We start from the raw sequence: 19672 nt of genomic DNA on the forward strand, positions 1-19672 counted from the left end.
CACTTTTCAGGAGCCGCTCGGCCGCGGCTGGCGTACCGCTGCACGATCGACCGTTCTCACGCACCGATCGACCACTACTCGCCCACCCCGCGCAGACATCCGCAGCCCACCCGCCGCTGGCTCCTGAAAAGTGCCCCCTCCACGCCTGCGTGCGGGCCAGCACGGTGGCGGGCGCGGCGGTCGCCGCGCTACGGTTCCGCCATGGGGACCCGGGGGAGCGTCCGCACCATACTCATCGCCGTCGCAGCCGGCGCGCTGCTGCTCGGCGCCGCGGGCTGCGCGGTCGAGACCGACGTCCCGCCGTCGACGATGGCGTCACCGGTCGCGAGCGACGCGCCCGTCGAAGCGACCCCGGTCGCCGAGGGTGCGCAGGACGACCCCGTGCAGATCCAGGTCAGCGGCGACCCGAGCGTCGGCGTCACGTTCAGTCGGGTGCGCATCGCTCCCGGAGCGACGACGGGTGAGCACTGCCACCACGGGTACCTCGTCGCGGTGGTCGAGGAGGGCGAGCTCACCCACCACGCCCCGACGCACCCCGACGGCGTCCGCGTCTACGTCGAGGGCGAGTCGATCATCGAGGGCCCGGGCTACGTGCACGAGGGCCGCAACGAGCGCTCCGAGGACACCGTGCTCTGGGTCGCCTACATCATCCCCGAGGGCGAACCGCTCGCCGAGACCGACCTCGCGAACTGCGACGAGCGCTGAGCGGATGCCCCTGGCCCGCCGCCCGCACCCCGCCTACCCGAGCAGCACCTCGAACGCCGCCACCTCGACCGTGCCACGCGCCCGCTCCGCCAGCCGGCGGTCGGTTGTGACGAATGCGTCCGCCTGCAACTGGGTCAGTGCGAGGTACTCGGCGTCGTAGGTCGACGCCCAGCCCAGCGCGTCCGCCAGCTCCCACGCACGCTTGCGCAGCACCGCGTCGCCGAGCAGCCGGATCGGCATGCGCTTGATGCGCCCGAGCCGGTCGAGCGCCGCGCCCGAGCGCAGCTCGCCGCGATGCACCGCCTCGTGCAGCATCGACAGCGTCTGCGAGCGCAGCAGCGTCGGCGCGAGCAGCTCGTGCGCGGGGGCGGACGACAGATCCTCGCCCGCGAGCCTGATGGCGGTGCCTGCGTCGATGACGTACCGGGTCATGCGACCTCCGTGTGAGTCGAAGCGGATGCCCGCGGGCTATGTCCGCCCGCCGACGCCGAGGCGCTCGCGGAGCGCCGCCGCGAGCTGCGCGCTCGTGGGGGAGGGTGCGAGTCCCCGTTCGGTGGGATAGACCCGGCAGGCGAGCGCGGTCGTGCGTCCCGCCCCGGGGAACAGGTCGACTCCGTCCACGAGGATCGTGGGTGATCCTCCGAACGCCAGCTCCGCGGCATCCGCCTCCGAGGCGACGAGCACGTACTCGACCGGCACGTCCGGCAGGCCGATCCCGTCGAGCGCCGCCTCGAGGCGTGCTCCCGCGAGCTCCCACCCTGGGCACTCCGCGATGCGGACCACCTGCACGTGCATGCTCCGATTCTCCCGCACCCGTTGCGCGGCGGCCGGTCCGGCCCGCCGCACTCGTAGGCTGGTCGCATGGCCAAGGACGGCATGTACGGCGACACCCTGCTGCGTGCGATGACGGGCCTGCACCGCTGGGGCATCAGGCTCACCGGCGGCCTGCTCGGCTGGCGAATCGGCAGCATGGAGACCATCGAGCTGCACACGACGGGCCGGCGCACCGGACAGCGGCGCTCGGCACTGCTCACCGCGCCGATCCACGACGACGACGGCCGGTACGTGGTCGTCGCCTCGCGCGGCGGATCCGACCGGCATCCGGCCTGGTACCTGAACCTCGTCGCCGACCCGAACGTCGAGCTGACCACCCGGCACTGGACCCGCGCGTACCGTGCCCGCACGGCCACGCCCGAGGAGAAGGCCGAGCTCTGGCCCACCGTCGCCGCCGCCTACCCGGGCTACGAGCACTACCGGAAGCGCACGACCCGCGACATCCCGCTCGTGATCTGCGAGCCAGCGGATGCGGCGGCGCCGGCGGACGCCTGACCGCAGCCGGTTCACACCCGACCGGTCGCGGCGTAGCCTCGCAGCATGTGCCGGAACATCCACCAGCTCCACAACTTCGAGCCCGCCGCCACCGACGACGAGGTGACCGCCGCCGCGCTCCAGTACGTGCGCAAGGTGAGCGGCTCGACGAAGCCGTCCAAGGCCAACCAGCGGGCCTTCGACCGCGCCGTCGCCGAGATCGCGCACGCCACGCAGCACCTGCTCGACGACCTCGTCACGAACGCGCCGCCCAAGGACCGCGAGGTCGAGGCCGCGAAGGCCCGCGCCCGCGCGGAGAAGCGCTACGCGTCGCTCTCGGCCTGATTGGGGCATCCGACCGCCCAACCGAGGAGGGGCGACGGATGCCGCGCGCCCGCGCCCCGCTCAGCGCTCGAGCACCGCGCTGAGGTCGTAGGCCGCGGGCACCTCGAGCTGCTCGAACCGGCACGACTCTGCGTCGCGGTCGGGCCGCCAGCGCAGGAAGCGCACGGTGTGGCGGAACCGCCACCCCTCCATCTGGTCGTAGCCGACCTCGAGCACCCGCTCGGGGCGCAGCGGCACGAACGAGGTGTCCTTGCCCGACGAGAACCGGCTGCGGTCGGTCGCGGCGTCGGAGACCTCGCCGTCGTCCTCGCGCAGCACGAGCGGCTCGAGCTCGTCGATGAGCTCCAGGCGCCGCTTGTCGGTGAACGCCGATGACCCGCCGACCATGCGCAACTCGCCGGTGTCGTCGTAGAGGCCGAGCAGCAGCGAGCCGACGCCCGAGCCCGACTTGTGCACCCGGTAGCCGACGAGCACGACGTCGGCCGTGCGCTTGTGCTTGATCTTCAGCATCGCGCGCTTGTTCGGCAGGTAGGCGCCGTCGAGGGGCTTCGCGATCACGCCGTCGAGCCCGGCGCCCTCGAACCGCTCGAGCCAGGTGCGCGCGAGGTCGGCGTCCGTCGTCACGCGGGTGACGTGCACGGGCGGGGGCGCGTCGCCGAGCGCCTGCTCGAGGCGGGCGCGTCGCTCGCGGAAGGGCAGGTCGACGAGCGACTCGCCGCCCAGCTCGAGCAGGTCGAACGCGACGAACGAGGCGGGCGTCTCCGCGGCGAGCTTCTGCACCCGACTGTCGGCGGGGTGGATGCGCTGGCCGAGCGCCTCCCAGTCGAGCCGCTCGTCGCCCGCGGGCCCCGAGCGCACGACGATCTCGCCGTCGACCACGCACGGGTCGGGCAGCTCGCGCGCGAACGCCTCGACGAGCTCGGGGAAGTACCGCGTCAGCGGCTTCGAGCCACGGCTGCCGATCTCGACCTCGCCGCCCGAGACGCGCACGATGCCGCGGAAGCCGTCCCACTTCGGCTCGTACGAGTAGCCGCCGTCGATCGCGTCGGCGTCGGGCACGCGTTCGACCGATTTGGCGAGCATGGGGGCGATCGAGGGGTGTTCCGCAGCCATGTCGGCATTCTCGCAGTGCCCGGGCGACATCCCCAGTGTTCCGCGCGCCGATGCCGATCGCGGCGGGTGACGGATGCCTCGGAGCGGCGAATCGGGCCTTGAATCGTCTCAAAATTGAGGTTTCTCCCAGATTCGGCTGGCAGAGTCCCCGACTTGTACGCCTGAATACCCCAATCGTTACCAAACCGAAACCGAGTGCACTGTGCATTCATGAGGTTTCCCGAAGCGAAGACAGTATGCAGAACCAGACCAGTTCCCCCGCAACGCCCGCCGAGACGACCGACGGCACCGGCTCCCGCCGCGCCTCGTCGCCGCGCAACCGCCGCCTCCTGATCGGCGCGACCGCCCTGGTCGCCGCGGGTGCCATGACCGGCACCGGCTTCATGGCGCAAGGCGTCGTCGCCGAGCAGCAGGCTCGCATCGCCGCGACGACCTGGATGTCGAACGCCGTCGGCCTGTCGGCCGACCAGCAGCCGGCCTACGACGCCGTGCTCGCCTCGCGCGCGAACCTCGACGCCGAGGCCACCATCACGGTCGCCAAGGAGGCGATCGAGAAGGCAGACGGCTACGCGGACTCGTCCGACCTCGAGACCACCGTCTCGCACCTCGAGCACTACGAGCTGCTCGCCCCCGAGCGCGTCTTCCTCCTCGTCGACCAGGCGACCGAGCACGCCGACACGGTGACGTCGGAGACGAAGAAGGCCATCGAGGCGGAGAAGAAGCGCAAGGCCGAGGAAGCCGCCCGCAAGGCCGCCGAGGCCGAGGCCGCTCGCAAGGCCGCCGAGGAGGCCGCAGCCGCCGAGGCAGCGGCCGCCGCGCCGGCGCCGGCGCCCGCCCCCGCGACGCCGACCGCGCCCGCCAACCCGAGCGGCGCCCAGGCGATCGCCCGCGACATGATGCGCTCGTCGTACGGCTGGGGCGACGACCAGTTCGGCTGCCTCGTCAGCCTCTGGAACAAGGAGTCGGGCTGGAACGTCTACGCCCAGAACCCCTACAGCGGTGCCTACGGCATCCCGCAGGCGCTGCCCGGCAGCAAGATGGCCACCGCGGGCGCCGACTGGGCGACCAACGCAGCGACGCAGATCCGCTGGGGCCTCGGCTATATCTCCGGACGCTACGGCACCCCCTGCGGCGCGTGGAACCACTCGGTGGCGGTCGGCTGGTACTGACCCGCACCACGGCACGACACCGATCGAACGGTCCGGCGGAGCTTCCGCCGGGCCGTTCGGCGTCTCCGGCGGCGCTACGCTCTCGGTCATGCCGATCGTTCGCGACACCGTGCGCACCGTCGTCGCGCCGCTCACGCGCACGCGCCTGTTCCGACGCTGGGCGCCCACCCTGCTGCCGCCGCTCGAGCGGATCATCGCGCGGGCGACCGGAGGTCGCGTCCAGGTGAGCGCGCTGCTCGTGCCGTCCCTCGTGCTGCACACGACCGGAGCCCGCTCGGGACTGCCGCGCGAGACCGTGCTCATGTACTGCCCCGACGGGCACGGGCGCGCGATCGTCGCGGGCAGCAACTTCGCGCGCGGCCGTCATCCGGCGTGGACGTCGAACCTCCTCGCGCACCCCGACGCCGCGATCGACGTGCGCGGACGGCGGATGCCCGTGCATGCGACGCTCATCGGCGACGACGAGCGCGACGCCGTCTGGGCGCGCATCGAGCGCCAGTGGCCCGGCTACCGCGGCTACGAACGGGAGTCGGGCCGGGTCGTCCGCCTGTTCCGCCTGCAGCCGGTGCGCCGGCCTGCTGCGACCGCCGCGGTCCCCGACGCCTGAGCTCAGGTGCGCGCGGGCGCGGGCGCGACCGGCTCGAGTCGGGCGCTCCGCGCGATCCCCGCGCCGGCGAACACGCCGAGCACCAGCCCCGCGAGGAGCAGGGCGGCGGATGCCACGAGCAGCGCCGTACCGCCCGGCCACCAGCTCGCCGCGGTGGCGAGCGTGGCCGGGCTCCAGAAGTGCCGGAGCCCGTACGCCAGCCCCGCGGTCGCGGCGACCGTCGCCACCAGCGGGGCGGCGACGGCGAACCACCGGGGCCGTGCCAGCGCCGCCGCGAGCAGCACCGCGAGGGCGACCACCGACATCTGCAGGTAGCGGCCCTGGGCGGCGACGATGTTGCCCGCGTACAGGTAGTTCCGTGCGCTGCCGAGCGCGAACACGCACAGCGGCAGGATCCACGCGCCGTGCAGGATCACGAGCACCGCGGCATCCTGTCGGAGCCGCCACGATCCGAGCGCGAGCGCGCCGAGCACGACGACGCTCGCGGCGATGTGCAGGGCGGCGGGCACGATCGGGGTCTCGAGCCAGCCGAGGTTCATCCACATCGAGCCCGACAGTGCGCGGAGGAACTGCGGCACCCACTCCAGCAGCGCGCCGAACTCGATCGCGGGGGAGGGACGCCCGCTCGAACCGGTCGGCTGCACGGTGCCGAACACCACGAGGTTCCGCACCCACCACGCCGCGCCGACGAGCGCGACCGCCGCCGCGATGGCCATGCCGACCCAGGCGGCGCGCCCGTGCCTGCGCGCCGTGACGAGGTACGCGATCGGGGCCAGGGGCACGAGCGCGAGCGCGAACCCCTTCGTGAGGAGCGCGACGGTGAGGGCCGCCCCCACGCCGATCGCCGTGCGGCGTCGGAGGTCGCCGCCGAGCACGCGCACGAGCAGCCACAGGTAGACGCTCGACGCGAGTGCGAGCAGCGTGCCGTTGTTCACGAGCGCGCCGATGTGCACGAACTGGATCCACGCGGCGGGCAGGAACGCCCCGACGACCTGCGCGGTCGGCGCGAGGCCGAGTGCGCGCACGGTCGCCGCGATCAGCCACGGAATCGGCAGGAGCAGGAGCGCCGACGCCAGGCGCAGGACGAGCAGCAGGGTGTTCACCGGCGCATGGTCGAGATCGAAGACCGCGATCCACGCGGTCAGGTAGGCCGAGTAGGCGGGCGGATGCTGCGTCATCTGATCGAGCAGGCCTTCGTCGGCCTCGGGTTCGCCCGCCGCGCGCAGGTCGCTCGTCGAGGGCAGCGTCGCGGCTTCGTTCGCGCCGACGGGGCGGCCGTTGTCGAAGATCGTCGCGGCGCTGGGGAACCCGAGCGAGGCGTACGAGCCGCGCACGCCGTCGTCGAGCTCGGTGGACACCGGGTCGGGGTAGCCGCCGCCGGTTGCGAGGCGCAGCGCGGTCGAGACGTGCTGCGGCTCGTCGGGGCCGCGATAGCCGGGCGTCAGCAGCGCCCACGCGAGCAGCGCGCCCGCGAGCACGGCGGTCGCGGCGATCACGCCGAGGAGCTGGAGGCTGAGGCGTCGCATGGGGTGGGCACTCCGGGGGCTCGGTGGCGATGGTCGGATGCACCGGGGCGCACCGCTCCGCGCGAGGCTACCGCATGGGTGTTGCGCCGGCGTGACGTCTGCCGCGGTGTCGGCGGCCGGGTGCAGACTGGTGGCATGTGCGGACGATTCGCCATGGACGACGAGACCAACGACCTCATCGAGGCGTTCGTGCTCGACGGCAACGACTTCCGCGACTGGGACATCTCGTACTCGATCGCGCCGACCGACGTCGTGCCGATCATCCGCGAGCGGCAGGATCGCTCGACGGGCGAGGTGCGCCGCACGGTCGTGCCGGCGATCTGGGACTTCCACCCGTCGTTCCTGCGCGAGGCGAAGCGTCCGCAGTTCAATGCGCGCATCGAGACGGTCGCGACGAACGGGCTCTGGAAGGGCGCGTTCGCGTCGTCGCGCTGCATCGTGCCGATGCGGGGCTACTACGAATGGACCGGCAAGCCGGGCGACAAGCAGGCGCACTTCCTGCACGGCGACGGGCTGCTCGCCGCCGCGGGCATCGCGACCGCGCGCAAGGTCGACGACGAGTGGCAGGTGTCGACCGCGATCATCACGCGGGCGGCGAAGGATGCCTCGGGCGAGGTGCACGACCGCATGCCCGCGTTCCTCCTGCCCGACCGGTACGACGAGTGGCTCGACGCGACGCCGCTCGACGACGACGGCCGGCGCGCCATGGTCGACCTGCTCGGCGAGGTCTCGGACCGGGTGGCCGAGACGATCGCCTCGCATGAGGTCGACCGCAGGGTCAACAACTCGCGCACGGCGGACCCCTCCGACGCATCCCTGATCGAGCCGCTCGAGCCCTGAGCGCCGTCGGCGGCGTCAGGACGCGTGCTGGTGCGCGTGCGCCGCGAGACGGATGGGGCGGTGGTCGGATGCCCCGGCGGGCAGCACGTCCACGCGATCGATCTGCACGCCCGTCGAGGTGACGAAGTCGAAGTACCCCGAGAAGAACCGGTAGCGGAAGTAGGTCGGCTCCGTGCTGCGCAGCAGGTCATAGCCGGTCGCGTTGACGTGGCGCTCGAGCCCGTTGACGAACCACGGGTAGTTGAAGTCGCCGACCATGACGGCCGGCACGTCGTGGCCGAGCGAGCGCATGCCCTCGTGGGCGGCGGTGATCTGCTTGCGCCGCAGGCGGTTCGACGCGGTCAGCGGGGCGGCGTGGAACGAGCCGACGAGCACGTCGTGGCCGATCGCCTCGTCGTGCAGGCGCGCCGCGAGCAGGCGCTCGTGCGCGGGGAGAGCACTCGGTCGTGGAGTGACCGGTGCATGCTGAACATCTTCGTGTCCTGCACCGTGTAGCGGTCGGCCCGGGCGTACAGCGCGAGTCCGAGTCGGTTGGTGCTGGTCGCGTCGATGAGTTGCAGGTGGGCGACCGAGTCGGCCAGGTCGTCGGTGTCGCACTCCTGCAGGCACATCACGTCGACGTCGTTCGAGACGGCGAGCTCGGTGAGCTCGCCGATCGCCGCGTGCTTGCGCAGGTTGTAGCTGATGATCCTCAGGTCGACCACCTCCCCGCCCAGCGTATCCGCGTGCGCCGGGGGAGGGGTGTGGCTCCGCTGGGTGTCTGCTGGGCGTCGCCCGATCGACGTCGGCGCGCGCGGCTATGCTGGCGCGCGTGGGCAAGGATGCGGTGATCGTCGAGGTTCCCGGGCCGTCGGGCGAACGAGCGGTGCGGGTCTCGAGCCCCGACCGGGTGATCTGGCCCGAGCAGGGCATCACGAAGCTCGATCTCGCGCACTACCTCGTCGAGGTGGGCACGCCGTTCGTCGCGGCCAACGGCGACCGTCCGGTCTCCCTGCAGCGCTTCCCCGGCGGCGTCGACGGCGAGCAGTTCTTCTCCAAGAACCCGCCGCGCGGGGCGCCCGACTACGTGCGGGCGGTGCCGGTCACGTACCCGAGCGGCAGGTCGCATCCGCAGCTCGTGATCGACGAACCGGCCGCCGCCGTCTGGGCCGCCCAGATGAACACCGTGGTGTTCCACCCGTGGGCGTCACGGGCAGGGCAGAGCGACGACCCCGATCAGCTGCGCATCGACCTCGACCCGCAGCCCGGCACCGACTTCGACGATGCCGTGCCGGTGGCCCTGGCCCTGCGCGAGGTGCTCGCCGAGGCGGGCCTCACCGCGTTCGCCAAGACGTCCGGCAACCGCGGCATCCACGTGTTCGCCCCCATCCGCGCCGAGCACGAGTTCCTCGACGTGCGACACGCCGTCATCGCGGTCTCGCGCGAGCTCGAGCGCCGGATGCCCGAGCAGGTGACGACCGCCTGGTGGAAGGAGGAGCGCGGCGAGCGGGTCTTCCTCGACTTCAACCAGGCCAACCGCGACCGCACCATGGCGGGCGCCTACAGCCCGCGCGCACTGCCGAGCGCGACCGTGTCGTGCCCGGTCGCGTGGGACGAGCTCGAGGGCGTCGACCCGGGCGCGTTCACCGTGCGCACGGTGCCCGAGCGCCTGCGCGACGTCGGCGACCCGTGGGCCGACATGCACGAGTACGCGGCCGGCATCGACACCCTGCTCGAGTGGTGGGCCCGCGACCTCGACGACGGCCTCGGCGAGCTGCCGTTCCCGCCCGAGTTCCCGAAGATGCCCGGCGAACCGACGCGGGTGCAGCCGAGCCGCGCACGCTCGACCGAGTAGCTCGCCGCCGCGCGCACGACCGGCGCGCACACCACTCGTTCAGGCGCAGCGGAGGTTCCGCCCAGACTGACCGTGCAGACTGGCGACTTCGCCCGGGACGTCGATACCCCCGGGCGTTCGTCACGTATGCAGCAGATCACCACCAGTTCCCCCGCCACCGCCAGCATGACCCGACCCCGTCGACCCGTCGGCGCACGCTCCGCGCCCGCCTCCTCGCGGGCGGTCTCGTCGCCGCCGTCCTGGGCGCCGGCCTCGCCGTGAGCATCGACGCCGCCGCGCGCGAGCAGGCCCGGGCCGACACGCGTGCCCAGACCGATTCGCGCGGACTCGACGCCGACCAGCTGGGCGCCTACGACGCGATCGCCGAGGCGCGCGTGCACTCCGACGCACGTGCGACGATCACGGTCGCCGAGGAGCTCCTCGCCGACGCGGAGGGCAAGGTCGACGCCGACGAGCTCGCCGCGTCGGTCGCGTCGCTCGGCGACTACGAGGTGCTCGAGGTCGGCGAGGTGGCAGAACTGACTCGCGAGACCCAGGCGCAGGTGAGCTCCACCGAGGAGGCCGTCGAGGCGCACGCCCGCAAGGTCGCCGCCGAGCGCGCGGAGGCCGCGAAGGCCGCCGCGCTCGCTGCCGCGAACACCCCGGCCGGCGCGAAGGCGACCGCCCGCGAGCTCGCCGCCTCGCAGTACGGCTGGGGCGACGCGCAGTTCCAGTGCCTCGACTCGCTCTGGACCCGCGAATCGGGCTGGAACTACCAGGCCGTGAACACCTCGAGCGGCGCGACCGGCATCCCGCAGTCGCTGCCGGGCAGCAAGATGGCGACCGCCGGCGCCGACTGGCAGACCAACGCGACCACGCAGATCCGCTGGGGCCTCGGCTACATCGCGAGCGTGTACGGCACGCCGTGCGGCGCCTGGGCCAGCTCCGAGGCGCGCGGCTGGTACTGATCGCGCCGCGACCCGATCAGTCGGGCAGCACGAGCTCGGGCTCGACCCCCGCGAGCGCGTCGCCGATGCCGATGTCGACGACGAGCACCTCTCCGGCGTAGCCCGAGGCCGGTGCGCGGAGCAGTCCCGCCTTGCACGCGCCGAACGTGACGGTCACGTCGGCCCGGAGTACCACCGGGTCGGGCACCTCGCCGGTGTCGGGGTGGATGCCGCTCGGGAGGTCGGTCGCGACGACCCGGGGCGGATCCGGCCGGTCGAGCACCTCCCGCGCGAGCCGTACGACGCCGCGGGCCGGCTCTCGCAGCGCGGGCGAGGCGCCGCTGCCGGTGCCGAGGATGCCGTCGACGATCACGTCGGCGGAGCCGAGCACCGCACCGAGTTCGGGGTCGTCCGGAGGCATCCGCACCGCACCTGCCGCGATCGCGGCGGCGAGGCCCGACTCGTGCATGCGCGACCCGACCGGCACGACGGCGACGGATGCCCCGCTGCGCGCGAGCTCCGCACCCGCGAACAGGGCGTCGCCCCCGTTGTCGCCCGAGCCGACGAGCAGCACGATCGACGGTCGGTCGCCCGAGCGGCCGGGCCCCGCGGCATCTGCCACCACCCCCGCGAGCGCGGTCGCGGCCCGCTGCATGAGCGGCTCGCCCGCCTCGAGGTGGGGGCGTTCCGCGGCCCGCACCTGCGCGGCCGTGTACGCGTCGATCATGCCCCCAGTCTGCCGCCGACGCGCCGCGGGCGCACCGGGTGCCGCTGCGCCGGGCTGCGCGGTACCGTGAGCACGTGCGCATCTTCGCGTGCCCGCACTGCGGTCACATCGTCTACTTCGACAGCCCGGGCTGCCTCGAATGCGGGGCCGAACTCGCCTACGCGCGTCACCTCCGCGAGATGGTGATGCTCGGCGACGACGGCAGGTTCCACGACGACGCGGGTGCCTGGCGGCGGTGCCGCAACGAGAACTGGGGCTGCAACTGGCTCGCGCCCGAGTCGTTCGAACGCGCGGAGTGCTACTCGTGCCGGCTCACGCGACACCAGCCGGGGGAGGACGACCCCGAGCGGTTCGGCTGGCTCGTCGACACCACGCACGCCAAGCGCTGGCTCCTGTTCCAGCTCGACGAGCTCGGACTGCCGATCACGAGCCATCGCGAGCAGCCGGACGGCGGGCTCGCGTTCGACCTGGACGCGTCGACCGACGACCGGCAGGTCATGATCGGCCACCTCAACGGCGTCATCACGATCGACCTCTCCGAGTCGGAGGACTCGCACCGCGAGGCGCTGCGCACCTCGCTCGGCGAGGCCTACCGCACGATGCTGGGCCACTTCCGGCACGAGATCGGCCACTACTACTGGCAGGTGCTGGTCGCGGCATCCGACACCGAGCTCGACGCGTTCCGCACCGAGTTCGGCGACGAGCGGGTCGACTATGCGCAGGCGCTCGACTCGCACTACGGCACCGGGGGCCGCGACGACTGGGGCAGCGAGTACATCTCCCGGTACGCGACCACGCATCCGTGGGAGGACTTCGCCGAGACCTTCGCGCACTACCTGCACATCACCGACACGCTGCAGTCGGCGGCGGCGTTCGGCCTGTCGATGAGCGGGCCGGGTACGCAGTTCCCGGAGGCGAGCGACCTGGTGTCGCATCCGTCGCTGGCCCCGTCGGATGCCACGATGCGGGGCATCCTCGCCGACTGGCAGCCACTCGCGCTCGCGCTGAACCAGGTCAATCGGTCGCTCGGCAAGCGCGACCTCTACCCGTTCGTCATTCCCGAGCGAGTCGTCGGCAAGCTCGGATTCGTGCACCGGCTGATCGGGTCGGCCGCGCACGCGGACGCGCGTTCGGCGACTGCGGACGACTCGACCGGGACTGGCGCCCCGGAGGGCCCGGCCGGTGCCGAGGGCCCAGCCGGCGCGGGGGCTCAGCCGGCGCGGCGGGCCAGTAGTCCGCTGCGCCCCGGGTGCTGGTCGAACCAGGACGCCGCGTACCAGCAGGTCGGCACGATGCGCAGTTCGGTGGTCTGCTCGATGTGGTCGGTCGCCCACGCGACGATCTCGGCGGCGTACCCGTTGCCGCGGAACGGCGGGGACGTGAACACGCGCGAGAACGAGATCGCGTCGCCCAGGGTGTGCGTGTCGATCACGCTCGCCAGCTGCCCGTCGAGGTGCAGGGTGTAGCGCTCGGCGTCGGGCTCCCAGGCGAATTCGCGTTCCACGGCATCCAGCCTACGTCGCGTGCGGGGTGTCAGGCCGGTGCGGCCGAACCGGCGCGCTCCGCGAGGCGGTCGAACACCCGGTCGAGCTCCTCGTCCACGCGCTGCAGCTCGGGGTGCGCGTCGTGGAACTCGATCACCTCGCGCGCGCCCACCTGGTAGCGGATCGTGTTGCCGAAGCCCGGCACGAGCGCTCGCAGCTTCGCGTTGTCGAACACCATCGAGTGCGACTTGTCGCCCAGTAGCCCGGGACCCGTCGCCGGATGCTCCGCCGCGATCGTCTCCGACGCCACGTGCACGAGTCGCGGCTCGACGCCCGCTGCGTCGGCGAGCCAGCCGTAGATCTGGTTCCACGTCGGCGCCTCGTCGCCGGTCGCGTGGAACGCCTCGCCGATGGCCGCGTGGTGCCCGAGGATCCCCGCGATGCCGACCGCGACGTCGCGTGCGTGCGTGATGGTCCACAGGCTCGTGCCGTCGCCGTGCACGATGACCGGCTTGCCCGCCCGCATCCGCGCGATGTCGGTCCAGTGCCCGATGGTCGGCAGCATCGTGCGGTCGTAGGTGTGCGACGGTCGCACGATCGTCGCGGGGAAGCCGCGGTCGCGGTACGCCTCCACGAGCAGGTCCTCGCACGCGATCTTGTCGCGCGAGTACTGCCAGAACGGGTTGCGCAGGGGCGTCGACTCGGTGACCGGCAGCCGCTCGGGCGGCGTCTGGTACGCCGACGCCGAGCTGATGAAGAGGTACTGCCCGGTACGGCCCTCGAACCGGTCGACCCAGCCGCCGACGTGGTCGGGCGTGAACGAGAGGAAGTCGGCGACGACGTCGAACTCGCGCGTGCCGAGCGCCGCGCCGACCGCGTCCGCGTCGCGCACGTCGGCCGTCAGCGCCTCGACGTGATCGGGGACCGGGCGCAGGGTCGTGCTGCCCCGATTGAGCACCGTCACCTCGTGCCCGAGGTCGAGGCAGCGTTCCACCACCGCCCTCGAGATCACTCCGGTGCCGCCGATGAAGAGGATGCGCGTCGTCGCCATGTCGGCAGTCTGCCACGACCGCGGCCGGGTCGACGGCCGGGCGGATGCCTCGAGGCGCCGCGGCCCTCAGCGACCCCGCAGGCGGTCGAGGTCGCGTCGCTCGCGCTTGGTCGGACGCCCCGCGCCGCGATCGCGCACGGGCACCTGCGGCACCGCCTCGCGCGGTGGCGGCGGGGGCGTGAGGTCCTCCAGCGCCTCGGCCGCGACGGATGCGCCGACGCGCTTGGCGATGGTGCGCCGCACGACGAGGTGGCGCTCGAACCCGCGCACGCGCACCCGCAGCTCGTCGCCGGGACGCACCGGCTGCGCGGCCTTCGCGCGCTCTCCGTTCACGCGCACGTGGCCGGCGCGGCAGGCCGCCGTCGCCTCCGAGCGCGTCTTGTACTGGCGCACCGCCCAGAGCCAGGCGTCGACGCGCACGCTCGAGGGATCGGGCATGCGCCTCAGCCTACGCGCACGAACGCCCAGGCGATCAGGAGCATGGTCACCGCGAACCCGCTCGCGTAGTTGAGCCAGAGGAACATCCTCCAGCCGCGGTTGGAGCGGCCGGACTCGTCGTCCGCGACCGACCGGTACGGCCATGCGGCGAGCACGTACGGCATCGCGAGGATCGCCGCCAGCGGCCCCGGCCACGCCGTGAACAGCATCAGCACGCCCGCGGCGAGCCACATGCCGATCGCGATGCGCACGGTCGCCTTCGCTCCGAACACGGTCGCGATCGACGCGATGTCGGCCTCCCGGTCGGGCACCACGTCCTGCACCGCACCGAACGCGTGGCTGGCCATGCCCCACAGGAAGAACGCCGCGAGCAGTGCGAGCAGCTGCGGCGTGAACGTCGCACCCGCGACCGCCAGGCCGTAGACGGCCGGGCTCACGAAGTGCGTGCTCGAGGTGATCGAGTCGAGCACCGGCCGCTCCTTGAAGCGCAGTGGGGGCATCGAGTAGGCGAGCACCGCGAACAGGCTCACCGCGAGCACGAGCCACGACCAGGGGGCATCCGTGCCGCCCAGCACGACCATGGCGACGACGAACGGCACCGTCACGACCGCGCACCACGCGAGCACGGACCGGTGCGTCTCGGGCGGCAGCAGCGCGCCCTCGGCGCCGCCCTTGCGCGGGTTGCGCAGGTCGGACTCGTAGTCGAACACGTCGTTCACGCCGTACATCAACAGGTTGTACGGCACGAGGAAGAACAGGCTGCCCACGACGAAGAGCGCGTCGACGGCCCCCGTGGTGAGCAGATACGCGGCGCCGAACGGGAACGCGGTGTTGACCCAGCTGATGGGGCGGGATGCCACGAGCAGGCGCATCGCGAGCGGCGTGGAGCGGGTCGCGGTCATCGTGCCTCCGGGCGCGTCGCGGGGTCGTTCGTGTGCGCACCGGCCCGTCGCCCGGGCAGCAGCATCCAGAGCGCGGGCAGCGCCAGCACCGCGGCGACGGTGTATGCGAAGTCCTCGATCGGCGCGAGGCCGATCGTGACGCCCGACCGCAGCGCGGGATCGTACGCGACGAGGCCGACGCCGATCATGATCGAGTCGAACACCGCGGTGAGCACGAGCAGCACGGCGGCGGCGATGCCCACCGCCGCCACCGCCCTCCCGCGCGGGCGGGGAGGCGGGCGAACGCCCACGCCGCGAGCCCCGCGGCGACCGCGAGGAACGGGATGCACAGGAGGAGGTAGGTCACGCGGCGCTCCGCTCGCGGTCGAGGAGCCGGCTCGTGCCCCGCACCAGCACGAGCGTGAGGTAGCAGAGGAAGGTGAGGAACAGCACTTCCTCCACCGGCAGCTCTGGGGCCAAGAGGATGCCGGTCATGAACTCCGTCTCGCCGCGGAAGAAGACGCCGAGCGCGATGCCCGCGAGGTCCCAGACCAGGAACGCGGCGACGCCGATGCCGACCACCGCTGCCGCCCGCCACGGGGCGTCCCAGAAGACGAGCCGGAAGCGCGCATCGATCGCGCACATCGCCCCGAGCGACAGCACGAGTGCGCCGAGGTACGCGAACCCGATCACACGCGCTCCGCCGCGGGCTCGGGCAGCGGCGACGCGCTGCGGTCGCCGCGGAGGCGCTTCGCGACGAGTTCCGCGCTGATGAGGCACATCGGCAGGCCGACGCCGGGCACGGTGGTGCCGCCCGCGTAGTAGAGGCCCCGCACCTTCCGCGACCTCGTCGAGCCGCGGAACATCGCGCTCTGCCGCAGCACGTGGCCCGGGCCGAGCGCGCCGCCCCGCCAGGCGTGCAGGTCGCGCGCGAAGTCGGCCGGAGCGATCGTGCGGCGCACGACGATGCGATCCGCGAGATCGGGTGCCCCGGCGGCATCCGCCAGCCGTGCGATCGCGCGGTCGGCCGCCGCCTCGACGGCGGGAGCGCCCGCGCCGTCGACGCCGCCGTGCCCCAGGTCGGTGTCGGCGGGCACGGGGATGAGCACGAAGACGTTGCTGTCGCCCGACGGGGCGACCTGCCGATCGGTCGCGCTCGGCATGCACGCATAGAACGAGGCCGGGTCGGGCACGCTCGGCGAGGGGCCGAACACGGCGTCGAAGTTCGCGGGCCAGTCGTCGGTGAACACGAGGTTGTGGTGGGTGAGGCCGGGCAGCTCGCCACGCACGCCGAGCAGCGCCAGGATCGCCCCCGGGCCCGGATCGCGTCGCTCCCACGCCGGCTCCGGCAGCGAGCGGAAGCGCTCGGGAACGAGCTCGGTCTCGGTGTGGTGCAGGTCGGCGGCCGATACCACGAGGTCCGCGTCGAGGTGCTCGGTCGCGCCCGAGGCATCCGTCACCGTCACACCCCCGCCGACCCGTCGTCGGCCACTCGGATGCCCGTGACCGGAGCATCCGTGCGCACGCGCACGCCCGCCCGTCGGGCGACGCCCGCGACCGCGTCGATCAGCGCGCGGAACCCGCCCATCGGGTACTGCACGCCCTGCTCGAGGTCGAGGTGGCTCATCAGGTGGTACATCGCGGGCACCTCGTACGGCGACCCACCGAGGAACACGGCCGGGTAGCCGAGTACCTGGCGCAGGCGCCGATCGGTCACGGTGCGAGCGGCGTGCGCGTCGAGCGACCGGGTGAGCAGCCGCGCGAGGGTCGGCGTGCGGGCCAGCACCGCGCGGTCGGCGAACGGGCCGAGCGAGTCGAAGTTGGTATAGAGGAACCGCTCGAGCGCGAGGCCGTACGTCTCGCGGGCCGAGTCGAGGTAGCGCTCGAGCCGGCGCCCCGCTCCCGGCTCCACCGCGTCGAACAGGGCGACGTTCGACGCCCGGTCGGCCGCGATGTCGAGCGGCTCGTCGTACCCGTCGGCGAACACCCGGTAGCCGGGGTCGAGCCGCACGAGGTCCAGGTGGTCGTCGATCGACTCGCCGAACAGCCGGAAGAAGTGCTCGAAGACCTCGGGCATGAGGTACCACGACGGGCCCGTGTCGAACCGGAACCCGTCGTGCTCCCACGAGCCCGCGCGGCCGCCCAGCTCGTCGCGCGCTTCCACGAGGGTCACGTCGTGCCCGTCGCGTGCGAGGAGCGCGGCCGTCGCGAGCCCAGCGATGCCGCCGCCGATCACCACGGCGCGCCGCCCGGTCATCGGGAGCCTCCCCGCGTCACCGCGGCGCGCACCGCGATGGCGAACTTCTCGGCGTCGGGCACCCGCACCCGCGCGCGCAGCAGTTCGTCGGCCGGCGTGGCGCGCAGCTTCGACGCGAGCCGCGCGAACAGCTCCTGCGCCGCCGCTACGGCCGCCCGCGACCGCACGGGCAACTCGGCAACGGAACGGCCGGAGATCGTGAGGTCGGCGTCGATGTCGTCGAGGATCGCGTGCTTCTCCGCCTCGGTCAGCGCCTCCGGGTCGACGCCCGGGAAGTAGTTGCGGCCGAGGTCGCGCCAGTCGACCGCGAGGTCGCGCAGGAAGTTGACCTTCTGGAACGCCGCGCCCAGGTGCCGGGCGCCGTCCTCGAGGCGTGCACGCCGCTCCTCGTCGACGCCCTCGTCGGCCAGGAACGCCCGGAGGCACATCAGGCCGACGACCTCCGCGGACCCGTAGATGTACGTCACGACCTCATCGGCGGTGAACGGGGAGGGGTCGAGGTCGCGGCGCATCGACGCGAAGAACGGGGCCGTCAGCGACGCGTCGATGCCGGTCGCTCGTGCGGTGCGCGCGAATGCGTGCACGACCACGTTCGTGCTGTACCCGGTCCGCATCGCCCGCTCGGTCTCCGCCTCGAGCGCGTCGAGGGCGGCACGCTGGTCGTCCACCGACAGGCCCGCCTCGGCCGCCGAGCCGTCGACGACTTCGTCGGCGATGCGGACGAGGGCGTAGATCACGCGGATGCGGCGCCGGCACGTCGGCTCGAGCAGGCGCGCTGCCGCCCCGAACGAGGTCGAGTACCGGCCGATCACGACCGAGGCGCTGGCCTCCGCCGTCTCGTCGTAGCGGTCGAGCGACGTGCCGGGGGAGTCGTCTCGGCTCATCGCATCCGCTCCACCGCGGAGCGGGCGAGCGCGGCGAGCTCGTCGCGCAGCGCGGTCGGCACCGACGCCGTGTCGAGCTCGTGCAGGGCGAGCGTCACGTGCTCGCGTGCGATGCGGTTGGTCTGGTCGAGCGAGCCGGCCTGCACGAGCGCGCGCCGCACCGACGCGGCCTCCGCCTCGTCGAGGTCGGCCTTGCCGAGCAGCGGCGAGATGACGGGCCACTCGCCCGTGCCCGTCGCGTGCGCGATCAGCGTCGTCTGCTTGCCCTCGCGCAGGTCGCTGAGGGTGCTCTTGCCGGTCGCGCGCTCGTCGCCGAACACGCCGAGTACGTCGTCGGCGAGCTGGAACGCGATGCCCGCGAGCCGGCCGAACCGGCCGAGCGCGGCGACCGCACGCTCGTCCGCACCGGCCAGCATGGCGCCGGCCTGCAGCGGCGCCTGGAACGTGTAGACGGCCGTCTTCTGCTCGAGCGTCGCGATCACGTCGTCGATCCCGAGCTGCTCCGCCTCGGTGTTGGTGACGTCGGCGAGCTCGCCCGCGGCCGAGACGAACACCGCGTGGTCGAGCAGGTCGAGCACCTGCATGCGGCGCGTCGCCGGGATGTCGAGCTCGGCGATGAGCCGATGCGCGGCCGAGAGGGCGAGGTCGCCCGCCAGCAGCGCGGCGGTCTCGCCCCAGAGGGCCGCACGTGCCTCGTCGGCGCCGTGCTCGCGACCGCGCTCGCGGAACGAGCCGGCGACGTTGGGCATGCCCCGCCGGGTGGTGTCGCCGTCGATGACGTCGTCGTGGATGACGAAGGCGGTGTGCAGCAGCTCGAACGCGAGGCCGACCCGTCGGGCCGCGATCGGATCGGACCCGCCGAGCCCGTCGTGGGCGAGCTGCACGAGGCGCGGTCGGAGGCGCTTGCCGCCGGACGCGGCGCGCTCGAGCGCGTCCCAGAGTGCACGGTAGTGCGTGCCGAGGCGCTCGGCCCGCGATCGCGACTCGGCGAAGAACCCGCGCAGGTCGGCCTCGAGCGGGTCGGTCGGCAGGGTCGGGTCAGTCACCGTAGAGGTCCAGTTCTCGTGCCTGCATCACGAGCCAGGGGCTGAACGCCCACGGGGTCGCCGCGACGCCGGCTGCCAGCGCCGATGGCTCCACCCAACGGTACTCGGCGACCTCGCGCGGGTTCGGGTCGGGCTCGCGGTCGGTGGTGGCGAGGTACACGGGGCATACCTCGTTCTCGACCGTGCCCGAGGCGTCGATCGCCCGGTACCGGAAGAGGGGCAGCGCGAGTTCGATCGACGTGAGCTCGAGGCCGAGCTCGAACTCTGCGCGACGGCGCACCGCGGTGAGCAGCGGCTCGGAGGGCTTGGGGTGGCCGCAGAAGGAGTTGGTCCAGACGCCCGGCCAGGTCGCCTTGCCGAGCGCGCGCCGCGTCACGAGCACCTCGCCGATCGGGTTGCGCACGTGGCAGGAGAAGGCGAGGTGGAGCGCCGTGTCCGGGCCGTGGGCGGCGGACTTGAGGGCGGTGCCGATCGGCTCGCCCGCCTCGTCCAGCAGGACGACCTCGTCGTCGACCGTGTCATGCATCGTCA

24 protein-coding genes and 2 pseudogenes are annotated in these 19672 nt (G+C 73.0%); 9 read left to right on the forward strand and 17 right to left on the reverse strand.

Annotation, left to right across the window (positions count from 1 at the left end):
* Positions 1–201: 201 nt before the first annotated feature.
* Positions 202–705: a cupin domain-containing protein gene (locus tag QUE38_RS15345; protein WP_286309164.1), complete on the forward strand. Its 504-nt coding sequence runs from the start codon at positions 202–204 to the stop codon at positions 703–705.
* A gap of 33 nt (positions 706–738) precedes the next feature.
* On the opposite strand, the gene QUE38_RS15350 is transcribed toward QUE38_RS15345, so the two are convergent.
* Together QUE38_RS15350 and QUE38_RS15355 are read right to left on the reverse strand one after the other, a co-directional pair.
* A complete protein-coding gene (locus QUE38_RS15350; RefSeq protein WP_286309165.1) occupies positions 739–1137 on the reverse strand; it encodes a type II toxin-antitoxin system VapC family toxin in 399 nt (132 codons plus the stop codon).
* Positions 1138–1173: 36 nt separating this feature from the next.
* Positions 1174–1500 (reverse strand): hypothetical protein, encoded by a 327-nt coding sequence (locus tag QUE38_RS15355; protein ID WP_286309166.1) that lies wholly within the window; start codon positions 1498–1500, stop codon positions 1174–1176.
* Between the two features lie 66 nt (positions 1501–1566).
* Between QUE38_RS15355 and QUE38_RS15360 the strand changes: the two genes are divergently transcribed.
* Together QUE38_RS15360 and QUE38_RS15365 are read left to right on the forward strand one after the other, a co-directional pair.
* Entirely contained in the window at positions 1567–2034 is a 468-nt protein-coding gene (locus QUE38_RS15360) for a nitroreductase/quinone reductase family protein (RefSeq protein WP_286309167.1), read from the forward strand.
* Positions 2035–2079: 45 nt separating this feature from the next.
* Positions 2080–2358 carry a DUF2277 domain-containing protein gene (locus QUE38_RS15365; protein WP_286309168.1) on the forward strand — a complete coding sequence of 93 codons (279 nt, stop codon included), beginning with the start codon at positions 2080–2082 and terminating at the stop codon, positions 2356–2358.
* Positions 2359–2418: 60 nt separating this feature from the next.
* Here the strand turns inward: QUE38_RS15365 and QUE38_RS15370 are convergent, their stop codons facing one another.
* Entirely contained in the window at positions 2419–3471 is a 1053-nt protein-coding gene (locus tag QUE38_RS15370; protein ID WP_286309169.1) for an ATP-dependent DNA ligase, read from the reverse strand.
* A 236-nt stretch (positions 3472–3707) separates the two neighbouring features.
* Here QUE38_RS15370 and QUE38_RS15375 point away from each other — a divergent pair, with 236 nt between their 5' ends.
* Together QUE38_RS15375 and QUE38_RS15380 are read left to right on the forward strand one after the other, a co-directional pair.
* Complete coding sequence (locus QUE38_RS15375) at positions 3708–4640, forward strand: aggregation-promoting factor C-terminal-like domain-containing protein (protein ID WP_286309170.1); 933 nt, start codon at positions 3708–3710, stop codon at positions 4638–4640.
* 88 nt (positions 4641–4728) lie between these two features.
* Positions 4729–5247, forward strand: a complete 519-nt coding sequence (locus QUE38_RS15380) for a nitroreductase family deazaflavin-dependent oxidoreductase (protein ID WP_286309171.1) — start codon at positions 4729–4731, stop codon at positions 5245–5247.
* 2 nt (positions 5248–5249) lie between these two features.
* On the opposite strand, the gene QUE38_RS15385 is transcribed toward QUE38_RS15380, so the two are convergent.
* Positions 5250–6773, reverse strand: a complete 1524-nt coding sequence (locus QUE38_RS15385; protein WP_286309172.1) for a DUF2142 domain-containing protein — start codon at positions 6771–6773, stop codon at positions 5250–5252.
* 135 nt (positions 6774–6908) lie between these two features.
* On the opposite strand from QUE38_RS15385, the gene QUE38_RS15390 reads away from it, so the two are divergent.
* On the forward strand, positions 6909–7613 hold the full coding sequence (locus QUE38_RS15390; protein WP_286309173.1) for an SOS response-associated peptidase: 705 nt from the start codon (positions 6909–6911) through the stop codon (positions 7611–7613).
* Positions 7614–7628: 15 nt separating this feature from the next.
* On the opposite strand, the gene QUE38_RS17715 is transcribed toward QUE38_RS15390, so the two are convergent.
* A complete protein-coding gene (locus QUE38_RS17715) occupies positions 7629–7988 on the reverse strand; it encodes a hypothetical protein (RefSeq protein ID WP_350227483.1) in 360 nt (119 codons plus the stop codon).
* Positions 7955–8317, reverse strand: coding sequence for an endonuclease/exonuclease/phosphatase family protein (locus tag QUE38_RS17720; RefSeq protein ID WP_350227484.1), 363 nt, complete (start codon positions 8315–8317; stop codon positions 7955–7957). The genes QUE38_RS17715 and QUE38_RS17720 overlap by 34 nt, the downstream gene beginning before the upstream one ends.
* A 107-nt stretch (positions 8318–8424) precedes the next feature.
* Between QUE38_RS17720 and ligD the strand changes: the two genes are divergently transcribed.
* Both ligD and QUE38_RS15405 read left to right on the forward strand, forming a co-directional pair.
* The gene (ligD, locus tag QUE38_RS15400; protein ID WP_286309174.1) at positions 8425–9447 is read left to right on the forward strand and encodes a non-homologous end-joining DNA ligase; all 1023 of its coding nucleotides are present in this window, start codon (positions 8425–8427) and stop codon (positions 9445–9447) included.
* 257 nt (positions 9448–9704) lie between these two features.
* Positions 9705–10394, forward strand: coding sequence for an aggregation-promoting factor C-terminal-like domain-containing protein (locus tag QUE38_RS15405; RefSeq protein WP_286309175.1), 690 nt, complete (start codon positions 9705–9707; stop codon positions 10392–10394).
* Positions 10395–10410: 16 nt separating this feature from the next.
* Here QUE38_RS15405 and QUE38_RS15410 read toward each other — a convergent pair whose 3' ends face one another.
* Positions 10411–11100: an NAD(P)H-hydrate epimerase gene (locus QUE38_RS15410; RefSeq protein ID WP_286309176.1), complete on the reverse strand. Its 690-nt coding sequence runs from the start codon at positions 11098–11100 to the stop codon at positions 10411–10413.
* Positions 11101–11174: 74 nt separating this feature from the next.
* On the opposite strand from QUE38_RS15410, the pseudogene QUE38_RS15415 reads away from it, so the two are divergent.
* Positions 11175–12140 (forward strand): annotated as a pseudogene (locus QUE38_RS15415) (zinc-binding metallopeptidase family protein); the annotation flags it as partial.
* Positions 12141–12310: 170 nt separating this feature from the next.
* On the opposite strand, the gene QUE38_RS15420 reads toward QUE38_RS15415, so the two are convergent.
* The 10 genes and pseudogenes from QUE38_RS15420 to idi form a co-directional block, all read right to left on the reverse strand.
* Positions 12311–12604, reverse strand: coding sequence for a GNAT family N-acetyltransferase (locus tag QUE38_RS15420; RefSeq protein ID WP_350227485.1), 294 nt, complete (start codon positions 12602–12604; stop codon positions 12311–12313).
* Positions 12605–12633: 29 nt separating this feature from the next.
* On the reverse strand, positions 12634–13635 hold the full coding sequence (locus QUE38_RS15425; protein WP_286309177.1) for an SDR family oxidoreductase: 1002 nt from the start codon (positions 13633–13635) through the stop codon (positions 12634–12636).
* Positions 13636–13701: 66 nt separating this feature from the next.
* Positions 13702–14073 carry an RNA-binding S4 domain-containing protein gene (locus tag QUE38_RS15430; protein WP_286309178.1) on the reverse strand — a complete coding sequence of 124 codons (372 nt, stop codon included), beginning with the start codon at positions 14071–14073 and terminating at the stop codon, positions 13702–13704.
* A gap of 5 nt (positions 14074–14078) precedes the next feature.
* The gene (locus tag QUE38_RS15435) at positions 14079–14975 is read right to left on the reverse strand and encodes a prenyltransferase (protein ID WP_286309179.1); all 897 of its coding nucleotides are present in this window, start codon (positions 14973–14975) and stop codon (positions 14079–14081) included.
* Positions 14972–15217, reverse strand: a complete 246-nt coding sequence (locus QUE38_RS15440; protein ID WP_286309181.1) for a lycopene cyclase domain-containing protein — start codon at positions 15215–15217, stop codon at positions 14972–14974. Before QUE38_RS15440 ends, QUE38_RS15435 begins: the two co-directional genes overlap by 4 nt.
* Positions 15218–15317: 100 nt before the next feature.
* Positions 15318–15644: a lycopene cyclase domain-containing protein gene (locus QUE38_RS15445; RefSeq protein WP_286311856.1), complete on the reverse strand. Its 327-nt coding sequence runs from the start codon at positions 15642–15644 to the stop codon at positions 15318–15320.
* Positions 15644–17211: pseudogene (gene crtI / locus QUE38_RS17880) on the reverse strand (phytoene desaturase family protein). Before crtI ends, QUE38_RS15445 begins: the two are co-directional and overlap by 1 nt.
* A complete protein-coding gene (locus tag QUE38_RS15455) occupies positions 17208–18095 on the reverse strand; it encodes a phytoene/squalene synthase family protein (protein ID WP_286309182.1) in 888 nt (295 codons plus the stop codon). Before QUE38_RS15455 ends, crtI begins: the two are co-directional and overlap by 4 nt.
* The gene (locus QUE38_RS15460; protein WP_286309185.1) at positions 18092–19141 is read right to left on the reverse strand and encodes a polyprenyl synthetase family protein; all 1050 of its coding nucleotides are present in this window, start codon (positions 19139–19141) and stop codon (positions 18092–18094) included. Before QUE38_RS15460 ends, QUE38_RS15455 begins: the two co-directional genes overlap by 4 nt.
* Positions 19134–19667, reverse strand: coding sequence for an isopentenyl-diphosphate Delta-isomerase (idi, locus tag QUE38_RS15465; protein WP_286311858.1), 534 nt, complete (start codon positions 19665–19667; stop codon positions 19134–19136). The genes QUE38_RS15460 and idi overlap by 8 nt, the downstream gene beginning before the upstream one ends.
* Positions 19668–19672 lie beyond the last annotated feature (5 nt).

Source organism: Agromyces mangrovi, from assembly GCF_030296695.1.
GTDB classification, from domain to species: Bacteria; Actinomycetota; Actinomycetes; order Actinomycetales; family Microbacteriaceae; genus Agromyces; species Agromyces mangrovi.